The organism is Polyangium jinanense (assembly GCF_028435365.1).
The window spans coordinates 72,348-96,822 of record NZ_JAGTJJ010000023.1; the positions used below are offsets into that span (position 1 = coordinate 72,348).

Annotated in this window: 19 protein-coding genes; 7 read left to right on the plus strand and 12 right to left on the minus strand. The window is 68.9% G+C overall.

The annotated features are described in order from the left end of the window. Window positions 1–29 precede the first annotated feature (29 nt). Together KEG57_RS30165 and KEG57_RS30170 are read right to left on the minus strand one after the other, a co-directional pair. Window positions 30–1,883, minus strand: coding sequence for a MutS-related protein (locus KEG57_RS30165; protein WP_272421855.1), 1,854 nt, complete (start codon window positions 1,881–1,883; stop codon window positions 30–32). A 123-nt stretch (window positions 1,884–2,006) separates the two neighbouring features. Beyond that, window positions 2,007–3,050 carry a methyltransferase gene (locus KEG57_RS30170; protein WP_272421856.1) on the minus strand — a complete coding sequence of 348 codons (1,044 nt, stop codon included), beginning with the start codon at window positions 3,048–3,050 and terminating at the stop codon, window positions 2,007–2,009. A 514-nt stretch (window positions 3,051–3,564) separates the two neighbouring features. Here KEG57_RS30170 and KEG57_RS30175 point away from each other — a divergent pair. Beyond that, entirely contained in the window at window positions 3,565–4,014 is a 450-nt protein-coding gene (locus KEG57_RS30175) for a M23 family metallopeptidase (RefSeq protein ID WP_272421857.1), read from the plus strand. 4 nt (window positions 4,015–4,018) lie between these two features. Here KEG57_RS30175 and KEG57_RS30180 read toward each other — a convergent pair whose 3' ends face one another. The 5 genes from KEG57_RS30180 to KEG57_RS30200 form a co-directional block, all read right to left on the minus strand. Continuing rightward, a complete protein-coding gene (locus KEG57_RS30180) occupies window positions 4,019–4,612 on the minus strand; it encodes a DUF7691 family protein (protein ID WP_272421859.1) in 594 nt (197 codons plus the stop codon). A gap of 10 nt (window positions 4,613–4,622) precedes the next feature. After that, window positions 4,623–5,720, minus strand: coding sequence for a DSD1 family PLP-dependent enzyme (locus KEG57_RS30185; protein WP_272421861.1), 1,098 nt, complete (start codon window positions 5,718–5,720; stop codon window positions 4,623–4,625). Window positions 5,721–5,760: 40 nt separating this feature from the next. Next, complete coding sequence (locus tag KEG57_RS30190; protein WP_272421862.1) at window positions 5,761–9,594, minus strand: serine/threonine-protein kinase; 3,834 nt, start codon at window positions 9,592–9,594, stop codon at window positions 5,761–5,763. Between the two features lie 163 nt (window positions 9,595–9,757). Beyond that, entirely contained in the window at window positions 9,758–11,269 is a 1,512-nt protein-coding gene (locus tag KEG57_RS30195; RefSeq protein WP_272421863.1) for a hypothetical protein, read from the minus strand. A 178-nt stretch (window positions 11,270–11,447) separates the two neighbouring features. Next, window positions 11,448–12,335, minus strand: coding sequence for a methyltransferase (locus KEG57_RS30200; protein WP_272421864.1), 888 nt, complete (start codon window positions 12,333–12,335; stop codon window positions 11,448–11,450). A 244-nt stretch (window positions 12,336–12,579) separates the two neighbouring features. On the opposite strand from KEG57_RS30200, the gene KEG57_RS30205 reads away from it, so the two are divergent. Continuing rightward, window positions 12,580–13,266 carry a DUF4336 domain-containing protein gene (locus KEG57_RS30205; RefSeq protein WP_272421865.1) on the plus strand — a complete coding sequence of 229 codons (687 nt, stop codon included), beginning with the start codon at window positions 12,580–12,582 and terminating at the stop codon, window positions 13,264–13,266. Window positions 13,267–13,285: 19 nt separating this feature from the next. Next, window positions 13,286–13,972, plus strand: coding sequence for a DUF4336 domain-containing protein (locus tag KEG57_RS30210; RefSeq protein ID WP_272421867.1), 687 nt, complete (start codon window positions 13,286–13,288; stop codon window positions 13,970–13,972). 3 nt (window positions 13,973–13,975) lie between these two features. Here KEG57_RS30210 and KEG57_RS30215 read toward each other — a convergent pair whose 3' ends face one another. After that, the gene (locus tag KEG57_RS30215) at window positions 13,976–15,073 is read right to left on the minus strand and encodes a hypothetical protein (RefSeq protein ID WP_272421868.1); all 1,098 of its coding nucleotides are present in this window, start codon (window positions 15,071–15,073) and stop codon (window positions 13,976–13,978) included. Window positions 15,074–15,169: 96 nt separating this feature from the next. On the opposite strand from KEG57_RS30215, the gene KEG57_RS30220 reads away from it, so the two are divergent. After that, on the plus strand, window positions 15,170–16,180 hold the full coding sequence (locus KEG57_RS30220; protein WP_272421869.1) for a hypothetical protein: 1,011 nt from the start codon (window positions 15,170–15,172) through the stop codon (window positions 16,178–16,180). A gap of 4 nt (window positions 16,181–16,184) precedes the next feature. On the opposite strand, the gene KEG57_RS30225 is transcribed toward KEG57_RS30220, so the two are convergent. Continuing rightward, window positions 16,185–16,814, minus strand: a complete 630-nt coding sequence (locus KEG57_RS30225; RefSeq protein WP_272421870.1) for a hypothetical protein — start codon at window positions 16,812–16,814, stop codon at window positions 16,185–16,187. Between the two features lie 119 nt (window positions 16,815–16,933). Next, window positions 16,934–19,339, minus strand: coding sequence for an exo-beta-N-acetylmuramidase NamZ domain-containing protein (locus KEG57_RS30230; protein ID WP_272421871.1), 2,406 nt, complete (start codon window positions 19,337–19,339; stop codon window positions 16,934–16,936). A 50-nt stretch (window positions 19,340–19,389) separates the two neighbouring features. On the opposite strand from KEG57_RS30230, the gene KEG57_RS30235 reads away from it, so the two are divergent. Beyond that, a complete protein-coding gene (locus tag KEG57_RS30235; RefSeq protein ID WP_272421872.1) occupies window positions 19,390–20,940 on the plus strand; it encodes an alkaline phosphatase D family protein in 1,551 nt (516 codons plus the stop codon). 12 nt (window positions 20,941–20,952) lie between these two features. Here KEG57_RS30235 and KEG57_RS30240 read toward each other — a convergent pair whose 3' ends face one another. Beyond that, window positions 20,953–21,939 carry an OmpA family protein gene (locus tag KEG57_RS30240; RefSeq protein WP_272421873.1) on the minus strand — a complete coding sequence of 329 codons (987 nt, stop codon included), beginning with the start codon at window positions 21,937–21,939 and terminating at the stop codon, window positions 20,953–20,955. Window positions 21,940–22,004: 65 nt separating this feature from the next. Beyond that, the gene (locus KEG57_RS30245; protein WP_272421875.1) at window positions 22,005–22,856 is read right to left on the minus strand and encodes a hypothetical protein; all 852 of its coding nucleotides are present in this window, start codon (window positions 22,854–22,856) and stop codon (window positions 22,005–22,007) included. A 212-nt stretch (window positions 22,857–23,068) separates the two neighbouring features. On the opposite strand from KEG57_RS30245, the gene KEG57_RS30250 reads away from it, so the two are divergent. Then, the gene (locus KEG57_RS30250; RefSeq protein WP_272421877.1) at window positions 23,069–23,491 is read left to right on the plus strand and encodes a hypothetical protein; all 423 of its coding nucleotides are present in this window, start codon (window positions 23,069–23,071) and stop codon (window positions 23,489–23,491) included. A gap of 156 nt (window positions 23,492–23,647) precedes the next feature. Further along, entirely contained in the window at window positions 23,648–24,364 is a 717-nt protein-coding gene (locus KEG57_RS30255) for a DnaJ C-terminal domain-containing protein (protein ID WP_272421878.1), read from the plus strand. Window positions 24,365–24,475: the final 111 nt, after the last annotated feature.

Below are 24,475 nucleotides of genomic sequence, written 5' to 3' on the forward strand. Positions count from 1 at the left end.
CGGATCGTGCCAGCCGAAAAGGGCCGCGATTACCGCCGCGTCGCGCGGAGCCTGCGCCGTTCCGGAGCGGCGCCGCTCTTTTCCGGAGCGATCGGGCGAGCGACGCGGCGGCTCGACGGTAGCGGCCGCTCCCCCAGGCTCTCCGCGCGCTTCTTCTTGGCGATGAGCTCCGCGAGCTCGTCCCGCGTGACGCCGAGCCGCGCCGCCGTTTTGTGCGCGAGCGAGGTCTTGGCGACCCCCGGCCGGAACCCGTACGTGGGGCGCTCGTTTTCGTCGAGATCGACTTGCAAAAATTCGAGGTGCGGGACAGGCGGCTCCTCCTCGAGGTGCGTGGCCAGCGTGAGGAGGTGCGTGGTCAAGAAGACCGGCGATTTCAGCTCGGGAAGGAGCGAGATCACGAGCCGCGCGATCTCTTCGCCCTCGGAGGGGTTCGTCCCGGAACAGAGCTCGTCGAGCAGCACGAGCGAGCCGAACCCGAGCTCCTCGAAGAGCCTGCGGATCCGGAGGAGCTCCATGCCGAGCTGCCCCTCCGGCTGATCGCTGCGCGCCTCCTCGATGAGCGAGACGAACATGCCGCCGAGTTGCGGCAAGACGGCGCGCTCGGCCGTGACGAAAAGCCCCGCCTGGCCGAGGAGCTGCGCGAGGCCGATCGACTGGAGCAGCCGCGTCTTGCCGCCCGAGTTCGGCCCCGTGACGATGACGACGGCGTCGCCGTGGGCCGTTCCGAGGTTCGAGGGGACGGGTTTTCCTTTGCCGGCGAGGAGGAGCGGGTTGTAGAGGCGATCGATGGTGAGCCCGGCCTCGCCGGGGGGGACGAGTTCGGCGAGGCAAACGGGCAAACCCTTGTCCCGCGCGAGGTCCGCGAGCCCGAGGCCGGCGAGGTAAAACTCCATGTCGCCGAGGAGCTGGACGAGGAGCGCGACGGGGCGTTCGAGACCGCTGAAGACGTCGTCGAGCAGGCGCTCGGTGACCTCGCCGGGCGTGACGCGATACCCGCGCAGGAAGAGGCGGAGGCGCGAGAAGAAGCGGGCGATCGCGGAGGTGTGGAGGGGATTGTCCTGGTTCTCGCGGATGCGGACGATCTGGAAGGTGCGCAAGGTGCCATCGACGCCGACGCGGACCCGAAGGTCGACGGTGCCGAGGTGGCGCTCGTGATCGAGGAGGGCTTCGAGGCGCTTGTACGCCTCGCTTTCCTTCACGGCGAGGCCGAACGCGCGGATCCGCGCGACGCCGGAGCTCGCGCCGTCGAACGCGCCGGCGAGGTCCTCGACGACCTCCTGCACGGACCGGAGGATTTCGAGGCGTCGATGCGTATCGCCGCCGCGGCGCGACCCGCCCTCGGAGCAGAAGGACGCGCGCAAGGTGACGAGGCGCTGGTAGACGCGCTCGAAGTCGCGGCGAAGCTCGGGCTTTCCGGAGAGCTCGGCGAGGATGCGCTGGCGGAAGGCGACGACGCGGAGGTCGCTCGGCGGCTCGGAGATGGCGCGGAGCAGGTAGGGCAAACAAGGCGTGACGGCCCGCCCGCCGATGCGGATGCGCAGGGCGCGGGTGACGAGGTCTTCGAGGAAGATGTCCCGCTCGAAGTCCTTGCGATCCCACGTCGAGGACGGGAGCGCGGCCACGGCGAGGACGCGCTCGAAGGCGTCGAGGGAGGTGCCGAGCGCGAACGCGAAGGCGAAGGTCTGGTGCAGCTCGTCGAGGTCGACGCGGACTTCGGCCTCTTCGCAAAGGAGGTCGGGGACGGGGACCGCGTCCGCGGCAAGAGGGGCCTTCGAGGTCATCGCGAGGGAGAGGGATGGTACCTCGGAGAGGCTTCCGCGATCGATGTTGTCACGAAACGCGTCCGTCGCCCCCTGATCCACCCGAAGCGCCATGACCGACATGAAGATCACCTCCGCTCGGGTGCTTGGAACCTCGGGGCAGGTTTTGTTCCCGGCTTGTGCGGGGTCCCCCCAAGATCCCGCAGCAAGCTCGGTGTGGTCCGCGGCGAGGACGACAGCGCGGACTCAGCAGGGCACGCCCTCGACCACGCAGGCGCTCATCGAGGTCGGGACGATTCGCGTGAGCTGGAAGGATGCGGCCGTCAAGAGCTCTCGAAATTCGGCCTCGGAGCGCTGCAGGCCTCCGGTGCAGACCAGCATGTTGACGTCGTTGGCCGTGGCGCCCTGCGCTTCGAGCGTCGGCTCGACGCGCCGCGGGTAAACCCCTTCCACGATCAAGAGCTTCGCATGCGCCGGCATGGCGCGGCGACACACCTTCAAGATCGCGCAAGCGTCGGCGTCGTTCCAGTCGTGGATCACGTGCTTGAGCATGTACGCATCCAGGCCTGCCGGGACGGCCTCGAAGAAACTCCCCGGCGCGAGGTCGATCCGGGGCCATAACGGGCTCGAAGCGAGCACGCCGCGGGCCCGTTCGAGAACCTCGGGGCGCTCGAACAACGTGCCGCGCAGCTTCGGATACGCGCTCAAGATCGCCGTCAAGAGCGTGCCGTTTCCTCCACCGATGTCGACGATCGTATTGAAGCTCGAGAAGTCGTAGGCGCTCGCGACCGCCGGCGCGGCGAGCGCGGTCCCGGCCTCCATCGCCTTGTCGAAGTTCGCTGCCGTCTCGGGATCCGCCGCGAAACGCGTGGTCCAATCAGCGTTCGGGTCGTCCTTCTTGAACGCAGGCTGGCCCGTGCGGACGCAGTACTCGAGCTCCCGCCAGCTCTCCTGGATGGGAGGGCCCGCGAACGTGGCGACGAGCGCCTTCATGGAACCCGGTACATCGGATCGGAGGAACTGACCCGCGGTCGTGAGCTCGAAGTTTCCCGCGTCGTCCTCGCGAAACACGTCGACGCTCGCGAGGAGACGCAGCACGCGCCGCAACGCCTGCGGTTGTGTCGACGTGGCGCTCGCCAGATCGTCCACGCTCCGCCGGCCCGCGGCGATCAGGTCTGCGACACCGAGCTTCGCGACCAAGGCGAGCGCGCTCGATCGATAGTGGCCCACCACGAGTTGGTAGATCGCCAAAGGCGGGGGCAATGCGGCGGGGGAGTGGCTTTCAGGCACCGTGGAACCTCCTGCAACGGGATGAACGGCTCGCGCCGCCAGTCCGCGCCGGCACCGTGCCGGCGACCAGCGAGCGCTCGCCGAGCCGTTTGCGCCACTGATGATAATGACTTTCATTTGCAACGCAAGTCGAGACACCCAGGCATCGAGCGGCGTTTCCGTGCTCGTGCCCTGCCTCACGGCGAGGCGCTCGGGATCGACGTCGTCACGAAATGCCTCCCCCGCCCGATGAGCCACCCGAACCGCCATGCCCGACATGCCGACCACCTCCGTCGCCCGGATCCTTGGAACCCTCGCGCTCGTCGCGCTCCCGGCTTGTGTGGGATCTGGAGGGGCGGCGGCCGGTGGGCCGGATCGAACGGTGGAAGAGATCGGGTCGGCCCGACCTGAGAGCGATGTTCACGAAGCGATTTTCACCGGGCCGACCGCTGTGTTTCTGGAAGCCGCTCCTGACGAACCCAGGTGGCCCGCTGGACCCAGGTCGAGCAAGTTACCGAGTGGGCTCTACAACCCGATGCCGGAGGGCGTGATCGCGGGGTACCGGGCCGACACCGGGCTCGATGTGATGGGGATCAAGAAGCCCGTGTACGCGATTGCATCGGGGTACGTCGATTACGCCGAGGCGGGGCACACGCTCTGGACCGGGCCGCGCGATACGCCGTATTGCGTGCGCATCGAGCTCGACACGCCCATTCCGTACGGAAACCGCAAGATCACGCACATCTATTATGCGCATCTCTCCGAGCTCGCGCACGTGCAGTCGGAGGGCGCGAAGCCGCGGACGCGGATCGAGGGGGGCGACCGGATCGGGACGTCCGGCGTGGCGAACGGGAGCTGGCACCTGCACCTCGGCTTCCTGCTGGACGGCGAGGTGGAGCAATCCTGGGGGACGTTCCTCTTCGAGGACGAGATCCGGAAGGTGATGGGCGATTATCGAAAAGGAGCGCGTTTGCCGAAGGAGTGAATCGTCAATAATAGAACCCGACGATCCCTTCTCCCTTCGACGACGCCTCCCGGACCCACTTGCGCGCGGCCACGATAGCGTCGTGCACGTAGTCCGTCTCCGCGCTGATGTGAATCTCGTCGAAACGCTTGTTTCCTGCCACCACCTGCTCCGGGCTCCAGTATCCGTGGCGCGGGAAATCGTCGGGGGGCGGGAACGTGCAGAGCGCCTTGCCGACGTAGAGATCGCTGATGGGCAAGGCCTCGTCGAGCCCCGATTTCTTCCAATCCTCCTCGACGGCCTCCATGAACTCCCACCGGATCGAGGAAAATGCATTGTTGTCGAGGTACCGGCCGAAGTGCTCGACGATCCGCGCGTAGGCATACGCATACATGAAGCCGTGCCCCTTCTCGGGGACCGTGCCCATGATCAAGGCCTTCACCGCGTCGAACGGCGTCGGCGCGCCACCCGCGATCTCGGAGTCGAACCAGTCCGCCTGCCGGGCCAGATCCGCCTTGAACCGGCCGCAGATCTGCCGGCGCAGCTTGTCGTCGCCGCTGCCGAAGACGGGCTTCAGTTTGTCGAATTTGACCGCATAGGCCATCACGCTGTAGCTCACTGGTTTCCTCCTACCGGATGCGGCCGCGCGCCGAGATCGGCCAAACCTCGACGAGTCGGTCGTCCTCGATCACGTGATAATGGTCGTGCAGGTTGATTGTCGTGTCGCAATGGCTTGGCACGAGCAGGACCCTGTCGCCGACCCGCAAATTGCTTCCCTGGTCGGCGAATTCGATCCGGCCGTGCTCGTCCCCCGCGAACACATACTGCGCGCCCTCGATGCCCCGCACCCGCGGCGGGCCGCTGTCGCTCGAGAGCGCCTTCATTCCTGCATCCACGATCACGTCCGTCGTCCGCGTCCGGCTCACGACCGTGGTCAGGACGAACAGCGCTTGCTCGAATCCCACGCCCTGCACCGTGCCGTAATGGTCGTCCATCACCACGTACGAGCCGGGCTGGATCTCGGTGATGCCCGGGGCTTCGAGGGCAAACGTCGACGTGCCCGTGCCGCCCGTCGAGACGATGTCGAGAGGAAAACCCGCGCCGCGGATGAGGTCCGCCGTGTCCGTGAGCTTTTCCATCGAGGCGCGCCAGTGTGCTTCGCGCTCGTCGCGGCTCTGCACGTGCTGCAAATGCCCCTCGTATCCCTGGAGCCCGACGAGCACGAGGCCCGGCATCGTCGCCACCTGCCGCGCGAGCGCGAGCGCCGGCTCCCCCGGCAAAACGCCCGTGCGCCGCTGCCCCACGTCCACATCGACGAGCACCGGGATCTTCTGCCCGACCCGCGTCGCGGCGTCGGAGATCGCCCGGGCCGCGCCCACGTCGTCCACGACCGTGAGGACGATGGCGTGCCGCGAGAGCGCGAGCAGCCGATCGATCTTCGTGCGCCCGACGATCGGCGTCGACACGAGCACCTCGGGGATCCCCGCGCGGATCATCACCTCGGCCTCGCCGAGCTTCGCCGCCGTCACGCCGATCGCGCCCGCCGCCATCTGCTTGTGCGCGAGCAGGGGGCATTTGTGGGTCTTCACGTGAGGGCGCAGGCGCACCGAGCCATGGATGAGCCGATCCGCCATCGCCCGGATGTTCCGCTCGGCCGCCGCGATGTCCAGGATCAGCGCGGGCGTGTCGATTTCGCCGACCGCCTGGCCTCTCGTCCATTCGAGCATGGTTGGTTCGTCCTCCTCACGTGCCGCTTTTGATCCCGAGCTACACCCCCATGTGCGCCGCGAGATCGAGGGTTCGCCTGTGCTCGGGAACGAGCTCGACGAAGCTCCGTCGATGCGCCGGCCGCGTGAGCAGAGCCGCGCGCTCCTCGATGCGCCGTCTCGCGATGGAGAGCGCGCGCCGCGCACCCTCGGTGTCCCCCGTCGCCGCGAGCGACTCGGCGAACGCGAGGCGCACGAGCCCCTCGCCCTCCTCGGCCGCGCCCCCACGCGCCGCGAGCGCGCTGATCGCCCTCTCCGCCATGTGCAGGGCTTCCGGCGTGCGACCCCGCAAGACCTCGACCATCGCGAGCACGCCTTGCGCGTAGGCGTGGAGGGGCATGCCCGCGAGCGCGTCCGCGGCCGCGCGCGCCTCGGCGTCGGCGATGTCGAGCTTGCGCGCATAGAGCGCGGCGATCGCGAGGTAGATCCGCGCGCCGGCTTCGAGCCTGCGGTTCCTCTGGAGGAGGGCGTCGCGGATGCTGCGCGAGAGGAGCGTCTGGGCCTCGTCGAGCCGGCCCGTGTGCGCCAGGGAGAAGCCGAGGTTCTGCTGGGCCGCGCTCACGATCTGCGAGAGCCCTTGCGCCTCGCCCGCTTCGAGCGCGGCGCGCGCGGCGAACTCGGCCTCGACGTAGGCGCCGATCGCGTTGAGCAGCGCGGCCTGGTTGCTTCGGTGGAGCGCGACGCTGCGCAGGTCGCCGATCTCCGTGAAGGCCTGGATGACCTGCTCCACCGCGGCGACCGCCCCGGCCGCGTCCCCCATCGTGTGCGCCCGCAGCGTGTCGGCCTCATGCAGGCGCGCGCGTGTGGACGGCTCGCGCCGCGCCTCCTCGTGCCCCGCGGCGATCTCGTGCAGGGACTCCGCGAGCTCGTGCCTCCCGAGCACGTACAACGCGGCCGCGACGCGCGCGCAGGCGGCGATCTGCGTCGGTCTCGGCGAGGTCCGCGGCGCGGAGACGACCTCGGAGAGCGCCGCCGCCACGGGCTCGAGCGTGCCCGGATCGCCGAGCGTCGTCGCGCACGAGGTGACCTCACTCGCGGCCGCACACCACGCGTCGGTGCCGCGCGGCAGGACCGTGAGCGCGTGCTCCGCTTTCCGCATCGCCTCGACGTTCTCGCCGCGCCATCGATGCGCCTCGGCCTGGATCACGAGCAGGCGACCGAGATCGTCGCCGAGCGCGCCGCAGTTGATCCCGCGCTCGGCAGAGGAGAGGGCCTTGCCGAGATCTCCGCCGAGGAGCGCTTGTTCGGCCGCGCGTGAGAAGTGCGTGATCGCTTTGTCGAGCTGGCCCGCGCGGAAGAGGTGCTCGGCGAGGCGCATCGGATCGGGCTCTCCGGCCGCCGTGAGCCGGCGCGCCGCGAGCTTGTGTCCGAGCACGCGGTCCTCGTCGGTGAGCATCGCGTACGCCGCCTCGCGCACGTAGGCGTGCCGGAACGAGTACATCTCCACGACGTTCTCGTGCCGCGTGAGGCTCACCTCGCGGAGCTCCAAGAGCTCGCGCGCGCAGAGCTCGCCGAGCAGCTCGGCCACGTCGCGCGTCTCCTCGCCGAGCAGCGCCGCCACGTCGCCCTCCGTGAACACGTCGCCGTAGACGCTCGCCGCGCGCAGGGCCCGCCGCGCGCGCGGATCGAGCTCTTCGAGCGTGCCTTGCACCATGGCGATCACGCTCTCCGGCAGCGCCTGATCGCGGCCGCGCGCGGCCGCGCGCACGAGCTCCTCCAGGAAAAACGCGTTCCCGCCCGCGCGCTCCACGATCTGCGTGATCACCGTGCTCTTCGCCCGTGGCCCGAGCGCCGCGCGCGCGAGCCTCTGGCTGTCGCCGTCCGCGAGCGGCGCGAGCGAGATCGTGAGCGGCCCGCGCGCGGTCCAGAGATCCGGGAACGTCCGCGCGAGCTCGGGCCGGCCGAGCGCGAGCACCACGAGCGGCAAGCGCTGCGCGAGCGCTGCGTCGACGAGGTTCAAGCTCGGAAGGTCCCCGAAATGCAGGTCTTCGAGCACGAGCAGCAGCGTGCTGGCGCGGCACTCGGCGACCACGAGCTCCTCGAACGATCGGCGGATCCGGTCGCCCAAGAGCGTCGCGTTGCGCCGCGCCGCGACGAGCCCCGGGCGGCCCTCGCCCTCGAAGGGCAAACCCGCGGCCTCGCCCAGAAACTCCGCCACGGACGCGGCGCGGATCGGATCGAGGTAGCGGCCGATGCGCGCCCGCAGCTTGCGCCGCGCGACCTCGAGCGGCTCGCCGGCCATCACGTTCGCCGCCCGCCGCAGCGTCCGCGCGAGGAGGCCAAAGGACGAGCCCGCCGCGATCGGATCCCCCTGGCCGATCCAGATCTCCACCGGCCGACCTCGCTCGCCGAGCCAGCGCAGGAGCTCGTACCGGAGGCGTGATTTGCCGATCCCGGCCTCGCCCGTGACGATCATCGCCCGCGGCACCCGCTCTCGCTCGGCCTCCTCGAAGATGCGCTGGATCGCGGAAAACTCCATCTCGCGGCCGACGCACGGCATGGGCTTGCCGAGCAGTGTCCGCGCGGGCTCGCCGACGTCGCGCTCGCCGAGCAGGAAGAGGCCTTGCTCGTCGCCGCTCACGTCGAAGCGCGCGCCGAGCAGGCCCGCCGTCACGTCGTCCACCGCGATCGCGTCGCGCGGCGCGCGCGAGAGCATGGGCAGGAAGGGCTCGATCGTCGAAGCCGCCGGCGCCTCGCCCGCGCTCTCCGCCGCGACGATCGCCGCGCGTTCACCGTCGACCCGATCGGCGAACGCGAGCGCGCATTTCGCGGCCCGCGAGGCCTCGTCCGTCGCGGCGCCCGAGCCGTGGAACGTCACGAGCTGGTGCCCGTCGAGCAGCTCGTCGACCGCGCCGCCGAACCCCGCGGCGACCTCCACGAGCGAGGTTTTTCCCGCGGAACCCGCGCCCGGCCCCTCTGGCAGACGCACGATGAGCACGCAGCGAACGCGCCTCTCGTGTGCCCCGAGCGCGCCGCCCGGCAGCGACGTGGCGGAGGTCGTGGTCTCGTCGAGGTCCGCTTCGAGCGCCCGCTCGATCTCCAGCGCGAGCGCGCCCGCGTTCGCCGGCCGCTCGGCGGGCGCGCGCGCGAGCATCCGCGCGAGCAGCGCTTCGAGCCACGGCGGCGCGTCGGGCCGCATCGTGCGTAGCCTCGGCGCGTCCTCGACGACCACACGCACGAGGTACGCGAGCGCGTCGCCGCCCTCGAAGAGCCGCTTGCCCGTGAGCGCGTGGAGCATCAAGCAGCCGAGGGCGAACACGTCGGCGCGCGCGTCGAGGTTTTGCGCGCCGCGCGCCTGCTCCGGCGCCATGTACCCCATCGACCCGAGCAAGACGCCCTTCTGCGTCAGCTCCTTGGCAGCCCCGCCGAGCCGCGCGATGCCGAAATCGATGATCTTCGGCCGCTCCAGATCGCCCTCGAGCAGGATCACGTTCCCGGGCTTCAGATCCCGATGCACGATCCCGCGCTCGTGCGCGACCGCGAGCGCCTCTGCGAGATGACGCAAAAGCCGCACGGCGCCGTCGATCGGCAGGGTTTGTCTTTGGATGCGCCGGTCGAGGCTCTGCCCCGAGGCCCACTCCATCGCGATGTAGGGGAAGCTCTCCTCGCGGCCGTGCGCGACGTACCGCACGATCCCGGGATGCTGGAGGGCGGCCATGATCTCCGCCTCGCGCTCGAAGCGCTCGATGTTCGCCGCTTCTTCTTCGAGCAGGACCTTGAGGGCGACGACCTCGCCCGTCGTGTGGTCGGTCGCGCGAAACACGCGGGCCATGCCGCCTTGGCCGACGACGCCTTCGACGACGAACCGTCCGTCGACAACCTGGCCCGGAAGCATGGGGCGCCAAGTATCCGCGCAAAGTTCGGCGCGGTCCATCCCCACGAAAGGGACGGGTATTCGTAGCGCGCGTCGAATTCTTGCTGGGAGCGTCCGGGACGCCCCCCGGCCCCGCGTGTCGCGAGGTCCGGGAGGGCAGGCGGGGAGGGTACGTCCTGTAAAACTACGGGTTGGCCGGCGGCGCGACGTGGATGCCGCAACGGTAGAACGTGCTCGCGACCTCGGCGTCCTGCGAGGCCGCCTCGACCTTGATCTTCAGGCTGGTGACGCCGGCCGGGATGTTCACGTCCTGGAGGAAGAGGTCCTTCGTCTCGCTCTCCGTGCCGATGCCGCCGGTGATCGGCATGTCGTTCGCGCCGAGCACCGAGACCTTGAGCCCACGCAGGCCCGAGCCCGAGCGCTGGCCGCCGCAGGCGACGCTGATCGTGGCCGAGCCGTCGGGCACGTCGACGGAGTAGTAATCGATGTCCGTCGGGGCCGCGTCGAGGTCGCCGTCGACGAAGTAGCTCGTCGTCGTGCCGTTCGGCGTGGCCTTCAGCGCCTCGGGCGTGTCGACGGCGTCGTTCGGCCCAGCCTCGAGCGCGTTCGAGCCCGTGCCGCCGTGGTTCACGAAGTAGAAATCGTTCTCCCCGGCCGTCGAACCAGCCTTGCGCGTCATGAAGAACAGGTAATCGGTCCCGAGCTCGCAAGGCACGGCGATCTGCGCGGGCGTCGCGGCCGCCGTCACGTCGACCTGCGCGAGCTTCTTCGTGGGATCCGCGGCCGTCGTCACGTACGCGATCACGCCCGACGTGGCCGTCGAGCCGCCGCCCGCGGTGCCGCCCGGATAGAAGTCGAAGTTGCAGACGGGGCGATCGCCCATGACCGTCACGGCGTCCGCCGGGACGTTGAAACTCCAGATGTCGACGTCCGCCGCGCTGCCGTAGCCGCCCCACTGGAGCGAGAGGTAATAGTTCCCGCTCTGCGGGTTCTTCGAATACTCGACGGCCGTGGCCTGTTCGGCCGCGTCGTTCGGCTCCGTCTCGGCCGCGATGCTCTCGAGCGACGCGTCGAGGATGCCCGCGCCGACCGCGTAGTCGTACGTGGTGATGTCGGCCGAGGGCGCGCAACCCGGCGCCCCGCCGACCCACACGTTGCATTCGGTGACCCGCATGCAGTACTCGTCGTCGTCCGACGCCGGAAGGATCGTGTAAAGCGCGCTGTCGTTGCTCGAACGCGGGAACGGATCGTCGTTCTCCGCGATCTGCACCCATTGCGCGCCCTGCTTCTTGTAAAGCGTGAGGACGAGATCCGGGTACGTGTTGTCGAATTCGTCCTGCGGGGGCTTCGCATCCGTCGAGAGGAGAATGGCTTGGCCCTTCGCGCCCTTGAATTTGTAGAAATCCTCGTCCGTATCGATCGGATCGAGCGTGTCCTGCAAACCGGGATCGTCGAGGAACAGCTCCGCCGCGGTATCGCAACTGATGTTCGAATCGGCGGGGGTCGAGCCGCCCGAGCCCGATTGCGCGACGCTCGACGAGCTCGAGCTCGACTGCGAAGCGCCGCCGGCGCCGCCCGACCCGCCTTCGCCGCCGGCGCCGGTGGGGTCCGACCCGCCACCACCGCAACCAACGCCGGCCGCGAGGACGGAAAGCCCGGAAGAAATGACGAGCCCAAGCAAAACGTTCCTGCGCATGAGACCTCCACGAGAGGTCCTGGGCGCGAGGGCTTGTCGCCGCGCTGCGCCGAGGACCGAAGAAGAACGATTCTTACTGCCCTCGGCCGGGCGCATCAAGGACGAAAAACCGCTTTCCACACGTGCGGTTCCGCTCGGAGTTCGATTTTCTGGGGAGTGGGATGCGACCGATACTTTCTTAACGCTCGACGGGCATTCCCATCACCCGGCGTACCTCGTCGAACGCGGCCGTGAAGCGTCCGTCCTTCCCACGTAACACGAGCGGCGGCTCGATTTCCGGGGCGCGAGCCGCGGCAGGGCGGCGCATTACATATATCGAAAAAAGTGGGTCCTTCCCCTCGCGCGGGACGATGTCGCGGTAGCGCTCGAGCACGAGTCCGGCGCCCGCGGCCGCGGCCTCGACACGCGGGCGCTGGCGTGAGGCGGCGCAGCCCACGAACGGCGCGTCCTCGGCGAGCAGGCGCGCCGCGGCGAGCGCGTAATCCTCCACGCCGCCACGCCATTCGAAGCGGCACGGGCCGCATTGCACTTTGCTCGACTCGATCCCCGTCCCCTTCGGCAGATACGGCGGCGTGCCCGTCACGAGCTCCGCGCCTTCGAGGCCCTCGGTCGTCGACGCCTCACGCAAGTCGCCGAAACGCACGGCGCACCGATCGTCGACGCCGTTCCAGGCGAGCGAGCGGCGCGCGAGGCCAAAGCTCACGTCCTGCGCCTCGACGCCCGTCACGCGCGCCTCCGGGAAGGCCCACGCGACGAAAAGGAGGACCGTGCCGATGCCGCAGCCGAGGTCGACGGCGCGGCGCGGGGGCGCGTGGCGCAACTGCTCGATTGCGTACCAGGCCGTGACGAGGTCGTCGGCCGACCAGCGGTGGCCGTCGACGCGCTGGAGAATGCGGAAATCACCGGCCAGGTAGCAGAGGTCCTCGCCGGGGCCGGGCCAGACGTCCTCGCGATCGGGCGTCCGCGGCTGCGGGCCCGGAGCGACCCAGCCGGCGGGGCGGCGCGCGGGGCGCACGATCCCCGAGGCCTTCGGGGCGAGCTGGTCCGAGTCGGATGCAGGCAGCATGGGGCCCTTGTCTACCACGAGGGCGCGGGGCGGCGCTATTCCAACGTCGCAGAAATGATCGGCCGGAGACGGACTCGATTGGGGTCGTCGATGCTACGGAGGGTCTCGGAGCGCGGGGCGAGTGGTGATACTCTCCCGCCTCGCCATGAAAACCTCTTCGATTCTTTCGGCGAGCCTTGCCCAGCACGTCGCGAAGCACATGTTCATGGCCGTCGTGAACGAGTGATCCAAAAGGAAAACCACCATGGCCGAGCTCGTTTCCCTCGCCGAAGATCTCTGGGCCGCGGAGCACCCCGTGAAGATGCCCGGCGGCGTCCGGATGGACACGCGGATGACCGTGGTGCGCCTGCCCGGGGAAAAGCTCTGGGTGCATTCACCCATTCCGATCGACGACACGCTCGCCGCCGAGCTCACGAAGCTCGGAAAGATCTCCTACCTCGTCGCGCCGAACCTGTATCACAACCTCTTCCTCGGCCGGGCTTCGGAGCGTTTCCCCGAGGCGCGGGTCTTCGCGCCGCCAGGGCTCGAGAAGAAAATTCCTTCGCTCCGCATCGACGAGGTGCTTTCCGCGGATACGCCCGCCACGTGGGCCGACGTCTTCACGCAGCGCCTCGTCGAGGGCGCGCCGCAGATGCAGGAGGTTGCGTTCCTTCACCGCCCGAGCAAGACGCTCGTCGTCTCGGATCTCCTGTTCAACATCGAGCGGCCCGAAGGACTCGCGACGAAGGTCGTGCTCACGATGATGGGCACGCGCGGCAAGCTCGCGCGGAGCCGGATGTGGAATTTCATCACGAAGGACAAGGCCGCGTGGAGGGCGTCGGTGCGCGAAGTGGTCGCGCTCGATTTCGATCGGCTGATCATGGCGCACGGCGAGGTCGTCGCCTCGGGCGCGAAGGCCCGCGTGAACGAGGCCCTCGGCCCGTACGTTTGAGCCCCAAGGAGACCATCGCATGACCGAGCTCGTATCCCTCGCCGAAGATCTCTGGGCCGCGGAGCACCCTCTGCGGTTCGCCGGCTTTGTCCGGATGAACGCGCGGATGACCGTGGCGCGCCTCCCGGGTGATGAGCTCTGGGTGCATTCGCCCATTCCGATCGACGATACGCTCGCCGCCGCGCTCGCGAAGCTCGGGCGCGTCGCGTACCTCGTCGCGCCGAACCGGTTTCACAACCTGTTCATCGGCGCCGCGTCGGCGCGTTTCCCGGAGGCGCGTGTCTTCAGCGCGCCGCGGGTCCAGGAGAAAATCCCCTCGGTCCGCATCGACGAGGTGTTATCCGAAAAGCCGCCCGCCGCGTGGGGCGGCGCCATCGATTTGCGGCACGTCGAGGGTGTCCCGATGGTGTCGGAGGTGGTGTTCCTGCACCACGCGAGCCGGACGCTCATCGTCTCCGACATCCTGTTCAACATCGAGAAGCCCGAGGGCCTCGTATCGAAGCTCGTCTACACGGCGCTCGGCACGAACCGAAAGCTCGCGATGGGCCGGGAGTGGCCGCTGATCGCGAAGGACCGCGCGGCGCTGCGCGCGTCGCTGCGCGGGGTGGCCGCGCTCGATTTCGATCGGCTGATCATGGCGCACGGCGAGGTCGTCGCCTCGGGCGCGAAAGACCGCGTGCAAGCGGCGTTATCGCCCTACGTCTGAGCCTCAGCGCGTCTCGCCGATCGTGCCGACCTGGAAGGGCCGTTTGCCCTTGGGCCAGCGGAGCTTCAGGAATTTCTCGCCGCCCTCGAACGTGATCTTCGCGCGGAGATCCGTGCCCTCGACGTAAGGCACGAGCAGCTTGCTCACGCCTTCCTCGGTGCTCGCTTTCGTCTGGGTTTGTCTGCGTCCCTTTTCGATGTCGAGGCCGGTGATCTTCACCTTGCCCTCGCAACGCATCCAGAACCAGCTCTCCAGGACCTTCGTCTTGCACCCGACCGCGCCCGAGCCCGTCACGAGCACCTCTTTTTCGGCAGCGAACGCCTCGTCCGCGGGCGCGGCGGAGATTCCCTCGACGTCGGGCAGGATCTTCGCGTCCTCCTCGGCCTGCGCCTTCGCGGCGGCCTCGGCTTTCGCGGCGGCTTCCGCCTTCGCGGCGGCGGCCATTTCCTCGCAGCGCGAGGTGTCGCGCGCCTCGAACGAGGGCCACGCGCCGCCATTGAAGAGCCGATCTTCGAGGCCACTCGCGCTCTCCGGCAGCTCGATGGTGAACGTCTCGTCTTTGATCCATTCGGGGTGCTCGAAAGGCCGGTACGTGAAGGCGGGCTTGGCCTTCGTCCCCGGGCGGAGCGAGATGACCACGGCGTCCGACGATTCAAGATCCGCGGCGGAAACCTCGTCGTCGGTCGCCATGCTGCCACCGCCGGGGAGCGCGCGATCGTACCGGCCGAGGTGCTTGTTGTTTTCGCGCCGGCCATTCTGCGGGCAGCCGATCATCACCCACTCGCGGACCTCGATCATCTTGCACGCCTCGACGAGATCCCCTTCGTCGTGGCCCTCCCAGCCGAGCTTCGCGATTGGCGCCTGGCACCATTCGATGGGCGTGGGGCGCGACGAGCGGACGATGTTCTTGGGCTTTTCGGACGCGGCCGCCGCGGTCGTCTCCGGCGCGGGCGCGGGCGCGGCTTCGCTCGGGGCGGGCGCGGCGACGGGCGTGGCGCTCGCGACGGCGGGCGCGGGGGGCGCCGGGTCTTTGCTGCAAGCCGCGAGAAGCAGGAGGGCCGCGGGGCCGAGGAGGCGAGGGGAGGAGGTCGCGCGTCGCATGAGGGTGGGTATTGTCGCAGAGAGTTGGCGCGCGTGTCGAGGTGCGCAGATGGATGGTTCTCGGGCGTCGTGATCGAGCGTAATCTCGTCGGGCGAATGAAAACGCATGAAGCTCGAATCGACGAGGCCCCGTGGCGCCCAGCGCGCGCGCTCGCGCATCCCGCGTGGTGGGTCGCGCTCGCCGTGCTCGCGGTGAACGATCACGTTTTGAAGGGCAGCAGCCTCGTCCCCGGGCTCGTGACGGGCAAGTTGAGCGACGCGGCAGGGCTGTTCCTCGCGCCCGCGCTGCTCGCGACGCTCGTCCGCGCGCGAAGGCGGCGCGCCGTGATCGGCTGTCACGTGGCCGTGGCCGTGGTGTTCGCGGCGCTCGAGCTCTCGGGAGGCCTCGCCGCGGCGTGGGACGCGGCGCTCGGCGCGCTCGGTTTGCCTTTCCAAACCTGGGCCGATCCGACGGATCTCTTCGCGCTTCCTTTCGTGGCGATCGGCTACCGGGTGCTCACGCCTTCGATGCGGGAGGTTCGAGCGGACAACCCGCGGCGTCCTCTGCGGCCGATCGAGCTCTTGGCGGCCGCCGTGGGGCTCGTGTTCTGCATGGCGACGTCGGTGGCGCGGCTCCATCAGGTGCGGCTGACGGGTCCGCGGGGCATGGTCCTCGCGGATGTGTTCGTGCACGTGCCTTCCGAGGAGCCGGAGATGCACGTGATGCTACGACGCCCGAAGGCCCCGCTCGATTGTGATGCCCTGCTTGCGGATCCGAGCCGGCTCCGGCCGGAAACGTTCGACGAGAAGCTCGCCGGCGTCGGGGTCGTGTTCGCGGGGGAAAACCAGGCGATCGCGCCGTCGGAGAAGTGGGGCGTCGAGCCCGAGCAGCGTTGCAACGCGGCGATGATCCGTGCGGAGAAGAGCGCGGTCTTCTCGTCGGCCGAGCTACCGTGGACCTATGTCCTCTGGGAGACGGGAAAGATTCCAATGCGGCCGATCCCCGCGACCCCCGAGAAAGGCGAGGCGCTGCCGGACGGGGCGCTCGTGCTGCGCGTGAAAAAGGGCGAGATCGAGCTCCGTCCGCAGGGACCGATATGGGTACGACGCGCGGACGGAGCTCGCTAGAGGGTCAAACCGATCCGTACATCGCGGCGAACGCCGCAGCTTCGCCCCGCAGCAGAATGTCGATGCGCGAGCTCGTGTTCGCGGAGGTGTGCAGCTTGCCATTGCGCACGTCGAGCACGGCGGGCACGTATTCGGGATGGCCCTCGCAGAGACCTCGTGAAAGAAGCGCGAGGATCACCGCGGTGCGGCGCGGCGTGAGCGGCTCGCTGCGGAAATAGAGCTTGATCAGGTGCGGTTTGCCCGAGATGACGAGCCCGAGCTCGGGGTTCACGTCGATCTCGAGCGCGCCGAGCGAGAGGCCCGCGCGCGCGGGCTCGAAGAAATTCATCGGGCCCTCGGCGAGGAACGCGCGATATCCGGCGACCACGAGCGGATAATGCTTCTGCCGCTTCTCGTCGTCCTGCGCGCGCGCGACGTCCGAAAGCGTGGAGGCCGGCAGGCCGTTCTTGTGCATCTCGACGATGGCTTCCCGGATCGGACGATAAAAGTCCGTGCTGAGCTCGTCCTTGCGCTCCTTGTACTCGCGCACGCCGGTGAGCTTGGGCGTCCCAGATTTCAGAACGAAATCGACGAAGTACGTCAGCGAGACCTTGTCCATCGGATCCTCCTGGGCCGCGGAGGCGCTCTCGGCCATCACCGTCGCGCGCCGTCCGTGTCGTTTCCAGATGATAACACGGAACCTCCGTCCGTCACGGTTTTTCATCTTATGCCGTGATGAACAATGTCCGGGCCGTTTCGAGGACGAAAAATGTCCTACCGATTGTCCTTGTCGAACTCGGGGTAGAGCAGGTGGGGCTTGCGGCGCTCCGAAAAAGCCTTGAGATCCTGCTCGTAGAGCGCGACGAGCTTCGGGAGGTTGTCGCCGCGGACGAGCGCCTCGTGGACGCGGGCGCTGCCGAGCAGGGTGAGGACGCCGGAAGGTTTCCATTCCTCGGGAGAAAGCCTGCGCAAAGCGATCGCAATCGCGAGGCCCACGCGGACGGGCTCGATCTTCGCGGGATCGGTGACGTCGAGGGCGACGCCTTCGCACGGCACGCCGGCGTGGGTGCTCGACGTGGGGGTGAAGCGGACGGGCGAGAATCGCACGCCGGGGAGGCCGAAGCGCGAGAGCTCGGCGGCGAGGCGCGGGCCGGAGAGGAAGGGCGCGCCCACGCGCTCGAAGGGCTTTTCGGTGCCGCGCCCGACGCTGACGTTCGTCAATTCGAGCAGGCCCACGCCGGGATAGAGCAGGGCCTCGGTGACGCTGCGCAGATTGGGCGAGGGGTGGATCCAAGGGAGGCCAGTCTTGTCGAAGCGGAAGGAACGATCCCAGCCTTCGAGGGGCACGACGTGGAGATCGGCGCCGAGCTTCTTTTCGCCGTCGAAGAGCCGCGCGAGCTCGCCGACGGTCATGCCGTGACGCACGGGAATCGAATGGTACGCGACGAACGACGCGCGGCCGGGATCGACGAGCGGGCCCTCCACGACGATTCCGCCGAGCGGATTCGGCCGATCGAGCACGACGAAGCGGATGCGGCGTTTCGCGGCCTCTTCGAGCGCATACCCCATCGTGCTGATGTACGTGTAAAACCGGGTCCCCGCGTCCTGCACGTCGAAGACGAGGGTGTCGATGCCGGCGAGCATGGCGTCCGTGGGGCGGCGATCGGTGCCGTAGAGGCTATGGATGGGCAATCCCGTGCGGGCGTCTTTTCCGCCGGGGACGAGGGCATCCTTGTCGGCGCCGAGGCCGTGCTCGGGGCTGAAGATGGCTTTGAGCTCGAACGATTTCGAGGCGGCGAGGACGTCGATCGTGCGCTCGCCGCGCGCGTCCTTGCCCGTGTGATTCGTGATGAGGCCGATCTTGCGCCCGGCGAGGACACCTGCGCCGCGCGCTTCGAGGACATCGATGCCGACGCGGACGCGGGCGACGGGCGGGCTTTGGGGGATCACGGCCGCGGCATTCGCGACGTCGCGGCGCAGGCGCGTGGCGTCGCCTTTGCCGTCCGGATGGAGGCGGCTCGCGAGCAGGACGACGGCGTCGCCGCGGCGGACGTCGAGCCAGAAGGCCGTGCCCGTGAAGCCGGTATGCCCGACCCCGCCGAAGAGCGAGCCGAGGGCGAGGCTGCGGGAGGAAGGTTTGTCAGGGCTGCCTTCGGGGAGCGGCAAAGGCTCGAGCTCGGTCATGGCGCGGACCGAGGTCTCCGCGAGGATCCGGCGTCCGTCGAATTCGCCGCCGCCGAGGAGCATCCGGACGAACCGGCCGAGGTCGTCGGCGGTGGAGAAGAGCCCCGCATGCCCGGCCACGCCGCCGAGGGCGCGGGCGCGCGGGTCGTGGACCTCGCCGAGGAGCAGTTTGTCCGCGACGCGCTCGGTGGGCGCGGCACGCGCGCCGAGCCGAGGTTCGGGGCGGAAGGTGGTGTCCTTCATGCCGAGGGGCTCGAAGAGGTTTTTCCGGGCGAACTCGTCGAGGGGCTCGCCCGAAGCGCGACGGACGATTTCGGCGAGGAGGATATAGCCGAGGTCGCTGTAGACGTAGACCTCGCCGGGAGGGTGGAGGAGCTTGGTTTTCTGGATGCGGGCGAGGGCGCGGGCTTCGCCGTCGGCGTACGAGGTGATCGCGTCGCCGGCGGGGAGGCCGGAGGTGTGGAGCAGGAGGTGGCGGATGGTGATGCGTTCGCGATCGTCGCCGGTGAAATCGGGGAGCCATTTCTGCGCGGGGTCGTCGAGGCGCAGGGATTTTCGCTCGGCGAGGAGGAGGATGGAGCTCGCCGTGGCAATGGGCTTGGTGAGGCTGGCGAGGTCGAAGACGGTATCCGGGGCCATCGGCGAGGGGGAAGGTTCTTTCGCGCGGAGGCCGTAGGCTTTGTGGAGGACGACGTGGCGCGCTTTGACGACGAGGAGAACGGCGCCCGGGACTTCGCCGCGATCAATGGCGCCGCGGATGGCTGCGTCGAGGCGGGCTTCGGCGTCGGGGGGGAAGGTGGGGAGGGCGGGGGCGGAGGCGGGAAGGGTGGCGGATGCGGTTGCGGGAGCGGAAGCGGATGCGGATGCGGATGCGGTTGCGGATGCGGTTGCGGTTGTGGCCGTTCGGTTCTCGTCGGGGCGCGGAGGCTCCGCGCAGGCGGCGCACAGGGCGAGCGCGAGGGGGAGAGCTTCGAGGTTTCGCGCCGCGCTACCCATGTTCGGATGTTAGCATGTGCTCCCGCCTCGGTTATCCTCGCGAACACACCATGCCGATCCCTCCTCGCACGCTCCTCCTCCCCCGACGCCATTTCCTTCTCGGCTCCCTCTCCGCCCTCGCGCTTCCCTCCTGCGCCGGGCAGTGTGGCTCGCCCGGCGTGGTGACGCCCGAGGCCGCGCGGCCGACGATTCCGTTTGGCGTGCAGACCGGCGATCCCACGGCCTCGGGCGTCGTGCTCTGGAGCAAGACGGATCGGCCGGCGCGGCTTTTCGTGGAATGGGGGACCGACGAGCGGCTCAGCGATGCGAGGAAGCTCGAAGGGCCCGTGGCCACGGCGGAGAACGATTTCACGGCGCGCGTGGAGCTCACGGGGTTGCCGGCCGGGAAACGGATCCATTACCGCGTGGTCTTCGAGGCGGACGACGCGGGGCACGCGCGGAGCGAGCCCGCCGTGGGGTCGCTCCGCGCGCCGCCAGGGCCGGGGGAGGATGTGAAGATCGTTTGGTCGGGGGATACGGCGGGGCAAGGGTTCGGGATCGACGTGGATCGCGGCGGGATGAAGACGTACGCGTCGATCGCGCGGCTCGCGCCGGATCTGTTCATTCATTCGGGGGACAGGATCTACGCGGACAATCCCTTGCCGGAGGAGATCAAGCTGGACGATGGGTCCGTCTGGAAAAACCTCGTGACACCGGCGAAGTCGAAGGTGGCCGAGACGCTGGAGGAGTTCCGGGGGAATTTCGCGTACAACTTCCTCGACGAGCACGTGCGGCGGCTGCACGCGGCCGTGCCGACCATCGTGCAATGGGACGATCACGAGGTGCGCAACAACTGGTTCCCGGGGCAGGTCCTTTCGGATCCGCGGTACAAGGAGCGGCGGGCGTCGGTGCTCGCGGCGTTCGCGAAGCAGGCCATGTTCGAGTATGCGCCGATGCGGCAAGGGCCGGTTCATCGGGTGCTGTCGTACGGGCCGCGCGTGGATGTTTTCGTGCTCGATGCGCGGACCTTTCGGGGATCGAATGGACCGAATCGCGAGGAGAAGGAGCCCGCCGTCATCCTCGGGCAAGAGCAGATCGCGTGGCTGAAGGAGGCGCTCGCGCGGTCCGTGGCGACGTGGAAGATCATCGCCTGCGATCAGCCGATCGGGCTCGTGATTCCGGATGGACCCACGGCGCAGGAAGGGTTCGCGAACGGGGAGGGGCCGCCGCTCGGGCGGGAGCTGGAGATTGCTTCGATTCTGTCGTTTCTACAGGAGAAACGTATCCGGAACGTCCTGTGGATCACGGCGGACGTGCATTACGCAGCGGCGCACCATTATGATCCTTCGCGGGCGAAGTTCGCGAAGTTCGATCCGTTCTGGGAGCTCGTCGCCGGGCCGTTGCACGCAGGCACGTTCGGGCCAGCGCCGCTCGACGAGACGTTCGGGCCCGAGGTAAAATTTCAGAATCGAAAGCAGGGGGATCCGCCGGTCGGGCCTGCCGGGGGAAAACAGTCGTTCGGGGTGCTCGCGATCGACGGGAAAAGCGGGCAGCTCCGCGCGTCGCTGCACGATGGAGACGGCAGCGAGATGTGGGGCGTGGAGATCGAGGCGGTGAGCTGATTCTCGGGTTCTCTAAAGCGCCTTCCACCCGAACGTGACCGCGCCTTGCGGCAAGCGCGGCGGGTCGAGGGCGAGGATGTAATCGACGCGGCGGTTCTTCGCCTCGGCGACCTCGTCCCCCGTCTTGACGATCGGGCTGTGCTCGCCGAACCCTTCCCACGCGACCGGGATCTTCAGGCCGCGGCCGCGGAACCAGGCGGCGATCGCGCGCGCGCGCTTGCGCGAGAGCGTGAGGTTGTGCTCGGGGCTGCCCACCGTGTCGGTGTGGCCCGCGATGAAGAGCGAAATGCCCTTCAAATCCTGGTGTTTCGTGAGCGCGGCCTTGACCTTGTCGAGGCTCGCTTCGAGCTTCGGCACCTCGGAGTCGCGGATCTTGTCCGAGTCGGTCTCGAAGTTGACCTCCTCGTGGTCGATCTTCACGTTCCACGGCGTGATCGCCACGCCGACGTAGTTGCCCTCGGTGTCGTGACCCCAGACCTCGATGCGCGACACCGTTTCGGCACGGATCGGGCTCCAGTCGATCGCGAGCACCGTGCCCGGCGCCGCGCCGTCAAACGCCTTCGCCGCGTTCGCGAGGATCTTGCCGGATTCGCCGATGACCTGGAGCTCGACCTTGCAAGCCGCATGCGTGAGCTTGACCTCGAGCTTGTGGCCTTCGAGGTCGACGCGTGCTCGATCCACGCTGATCTCGAGCTTCTTTTTCGGGCCCGCAGCCGCGCCGGCCTTGGGCTGGCACGTGATCGACGGCGCCTTCGGGGCCTCCGCGAGCTCCGCCGGGGCGGGTTTGTCCGGGGTAGGTTCGGCCTTCGCCTCCTCGGGCGGAGGCGGCTTCGGGGCCTCGTCCGTGGGCGACGGCGCAGGGGGCGTGGAGGACGTGGCCTCGGCGGTGGGGGCCTCGGTCGGGGTTTCGGGGTTCGTCTGGGCGCCCGCGCCGCCGCAGCCGCAGGCGAGCGCCAGCAGCAAAAGGGGCGCGATCGACGAGGTTCGGAAGATCGCCATGGAGAACGTCTACCAAAACCCGGAGGGCGACTCCAGGCTTTCGTGACCGTCCCCGGCGGCGCGGATCACTTGGGCCAGCGGACGTCGAGGACGACGCGGCGGCCATTGCGGAAGAGCTCGAAGACGGCGCCGCCCTTTTCGCGGGAGGACGCGTAGCCGCTCAGCGCGCGGTCGGGGTTATCGATGCCGAATCCATTGATGGAGACGAGGACGTCGCCCGGCTGGACGCCCGCGAGGGATTCGATCGCGTCGGGGCCGAGGCGCGAGTAGCGCACACCGACGGTCTTTCCGCCCTGCTGGACGGGGCTGATGCGCGTGCGGAGGTCGTTGCCGCCGTCGAAGACGTTCTTGCCGAGGTTCGTCCGGACGAGGAAGATGTCGAGGCCCGCCTCGCGGAGCTTCTGGACCCGCGCGACCAAGGCGTCCGGATCGTGGACCTCGGGGCGGAGCGCGGCGAGCACGCTCGGGAGGGCCGGGACGTTCGTGTCGTCGAAGGAGGTCTCTTCGCGCGGCGGGGGCGGGGCGGGGAGCGCGGCGGTTTGCTTGGGCGGCGCGTGCGTCTTGGGTTTGCCCCTGGACTTCGCGCGGTGCTGTTCGGCGAGGAACGACCCGAGCATGGCGAGGTGCTGGCTCGTTTCGACGACGACGAGCGTATTGAACGACAGAATGCCCACGGAGAGGACGGCGAGCGCGACGGGCAGCCAGCGCAGGACCGCCGTCGCGCGTCGCGGGGCGGGTTTTTCGGCGCTCGCGCGCGCGACGACGCGGCAAGCTTTGCGGAGGCAAGGGTCGCAGGCTTCGGCGCCCGCGCCGCTGGGGACGAACGGCTCTTCGCAAAGCGCGCAGATGTGTGCTTGCTCGACGTGAGGACCAGCGCAAGTGGGGCACGAGGGGGTGCGGTAAGGCTCGGACGACATGGAGCGGGGGGATATCAAGTTCGATGCCAGGCCGGGACGAGCGCGTTTTGCAGAGAGAACACACGTCCGGTGCGTCAGGATCGCGACAATCCGGCGCGAGACGCGGCGGCGCGCTGCCAAAATGACAAGCGTTTCTGGAGCGGCAGGATTCCGACCGTGGAGGGCGTTTCGACGGAATTGACGCGTTCTGCCCCGCGCGGTAGTCGTTCGGGATGGAGCTTCTCCCGGTCGACAAGGCCGAAACCACGACGACGGCGCGAGCGACGATGCGGGTGTGGCGGCCCGCACGGCGGGTGCTGGTGACGCGGGTGACGGGTTACCTCGACGATCAGTGCGCGACGTTGATCGAGGCGGTGGCGCGCAGGGTCGCCGCCGAGGAGGGGCGCGTCATGGGCTTTCACGACTGGGAGGAGATGACCGACTACGACGCGCGGGCCCGCGCGCGGCTGACCGAGATGGCGCGCGACATGGGGAAAGGGAACGAGGGGGCCCATTTCCTCGTGCGGTCGAAGCTCGTGGCGCTCGGCATCCAGGCGGCGAGCGTGGTGATGTCGGGCGTGCGCGTGCACCATACCCGCGCGGACTTCGAGGCCGCGCTGCGCGAATGCATCCAGCAGCGAAGCCGCCCGGCGTGAGCTGCGCAAAGGCGTCGTGAGCCGATATGGGGGCGGAGGACGGCAAAAAAGGGAGGTCTCGAGGGCTTCGGGCCGCTCGAGGATCAATTCCAGGCGATCTTCGATGATTTCTTCCGCCGCCCGGCGGTGGATTCAGGGCAGGATCGTCGCATTCCGATGCTCGTGTCGCTGGAGGAGGCGGCCTCGGGCGCGAGCAAGGTGATCAAGGCGACGTTCGAGGCGCGCTGCGCGGCCTGCAAAGGGAGCGGCGTTTTTCAGAGCGCTCTGCCCGGCGTTTCGTGTCCCGTATGTCTGGGCAAACAGCGGGTTTTGCAGGAACGAACGCTGACGGTGAAGGTGCCGGCGGGGATCGACGACGGGCAGATCCTCAGGCTCGCGGGGCAGGGGGACGAGGCGTCGCTCGGCGTCGGGCGGCCCGGAGATTTGATGATCGAGGTGATCGTGGCGCCGCACCCGCGCCTGCGTCGCGAGGGCGTGGATCTGTTCGTCGAGGTGCGGATCGACGCGGAGACCGCGCGGCGCGGGGGGCGCGTGAAAGTGCCGGTGCTCGACGGCGAGCGGACGGTCATGGTGCCCCGAGGGACGGTGACCGGGGCCGAGCTGCGGCTCGCCGGGTTTGGCGCCGTGCGCCTCGGCGCCGAGGCCGTGCCCATTCCCGCGGAGGTAACGGCCGATCCCTATCGTTCACGGAGCGTCGGGGACCACCGCGGTGACCAGATTGTCACGTTCGTCGTGGGGGAGTCTTTCGTGGACGGGAAGGACGAGGCGTTCGAGGTGCGACAAGCCGCACGGAACACGGGGCTCTTTCGGACCGTGCTGCTCGCCGCGGCGCTGATCGCGGCGGTGATCGGGGCGCTCGTCCTCGGGCGCTAGCGTCACCGGGGATCCACACGCGCGAGCACGGAAACGGCGGGGCGGGACACGCGTTCGGGCGAGCCTGGAACGGCTTCCCTTCCGTGCGGGATCGGGGTACAGGGGGTGTAC

Bases quoted from the DNA above. Each gene is read 5' to 3' on its own strand.
- KEG57_RS30165 (WP_272421855.1), bottom strand. From the start codon at position 1,883: ATGTCGGTCATGGCGCTTCGGGTGGATCAGGGGGCGACGGACGCGTTT.
- KEG57_RS30175 (WP_272421857.1), top strand. From the start codon at position 3,565: ATGCCGGAGGGCGTGATCGCGGGGTACCGGGCCGACACCGGGCTCGAT.
- KEG57_RS30185 (WP_272421861.1), bottom strand. From the start codon at position 5,720: ATGCTCGAATGGACGAGAGGCCAGGCGGTCGGCGAAATCGACACGCCC.
- KEG57_RS30190 (WP_272421862.1), bottom strand. From the start codon at position 9,594: ATGCTTCCGGGCCAGGTTGTCGACGGACGGTTCGTCGTCGAAGGCGTC.
- KEG57_RS30195 (WP_272421863.1), bottom strand. From the start codon at position 11,269: ATGCGCAGGAACGTTTTGCTTGGGCTCGTCATTTCTTCCGGGCTTTCC.
- KEG57_RS30200 (WP_272421864.1), bottom strand. From the start codon at position 12,335: ATGCTGCCTGCATCCGACTCGGACCAGCTCGCCCCGAAGGCCTCGGGG.
- KEG57_RS30205 (WP_272421865.1), top strand. From the start codon at position 12,580: ATGGCCGAGCTCGTTTCCCTCGCCGAAGATCTCTGGGCCGCGGAGCAC.
- KEG57_RS30210 (WP_272421867.1), top strand. From the start codon at position 13,286: ATGACCGAGCTCGTATCCCTCGCCGAAGATCTCTGGGCCGCGGAGCAC.
- KEG57_RS30215 (WP_272421868.1), bottom strand. From the start codon at position 15,073: ATGCGACGCGCGACCTCCTCCCCTCGCCTCCTCGGCCCCGCGGCCCTC.
- KEG57_RS30220 (WP_272421869.1), top strand. From the start codon at position 15,170: ATGAAAACGCATGAAGCTCGAATCGACGAGGCCCCGTGGCGCCCAGCG.
- KEG57_RS30225 (WP_272421870.1), bottom strand. From the start codon at position 16,814: ATGGCCGAGAGCGCCTCCGCGGCCCAGGAGGATCCGATGGACAAGGTC.
- KEG57_RS30230 (WP_272421871.1), bottom strand. From the start codon at position 19,339: ATGGGTAGCGCGGCGCGAAACCTCGAAGCTCTCCCCCTCGCGCTCGCC.
- KEG57_RS30235 (WP_272421872.1), top strand. From the start codon at position 19,390: ATGCCGATCCCTCCTCGCACGCTCCTCCTCCCCCGACGCCATTTCCTT.
- KEG57_RS30240 (WP_272421873.1), bottom strand. From the start codon at position 21,939: ATGGCGATCTTCCGAACCTCGTCGATCGCGCCCCTTTTGCTGCTGGCG.
- KEG57_RS30245 (WP_272421875.1), bottom strand. From the start codon at position 22,856: ATGTCGTCCGAGCCTTACCGCACCCCCTCGTGCCCCACTTGCGCTGGT.
- KEG57_RS30250 (WP_272421877.1), top strand. From the start codon at position 23,069: ATGGAGCTTCTCCCGGTCGACAAGGCCGAAACCACGACGACGGCGCGA.
- KEG57_RS30255 (WP_272421878.1), top strand. From the start codon at position 23,648: ATGCTCGTGTCGCTGGAGGAGGCGGCCTCGGGCGCGAGCAAGGTGATC.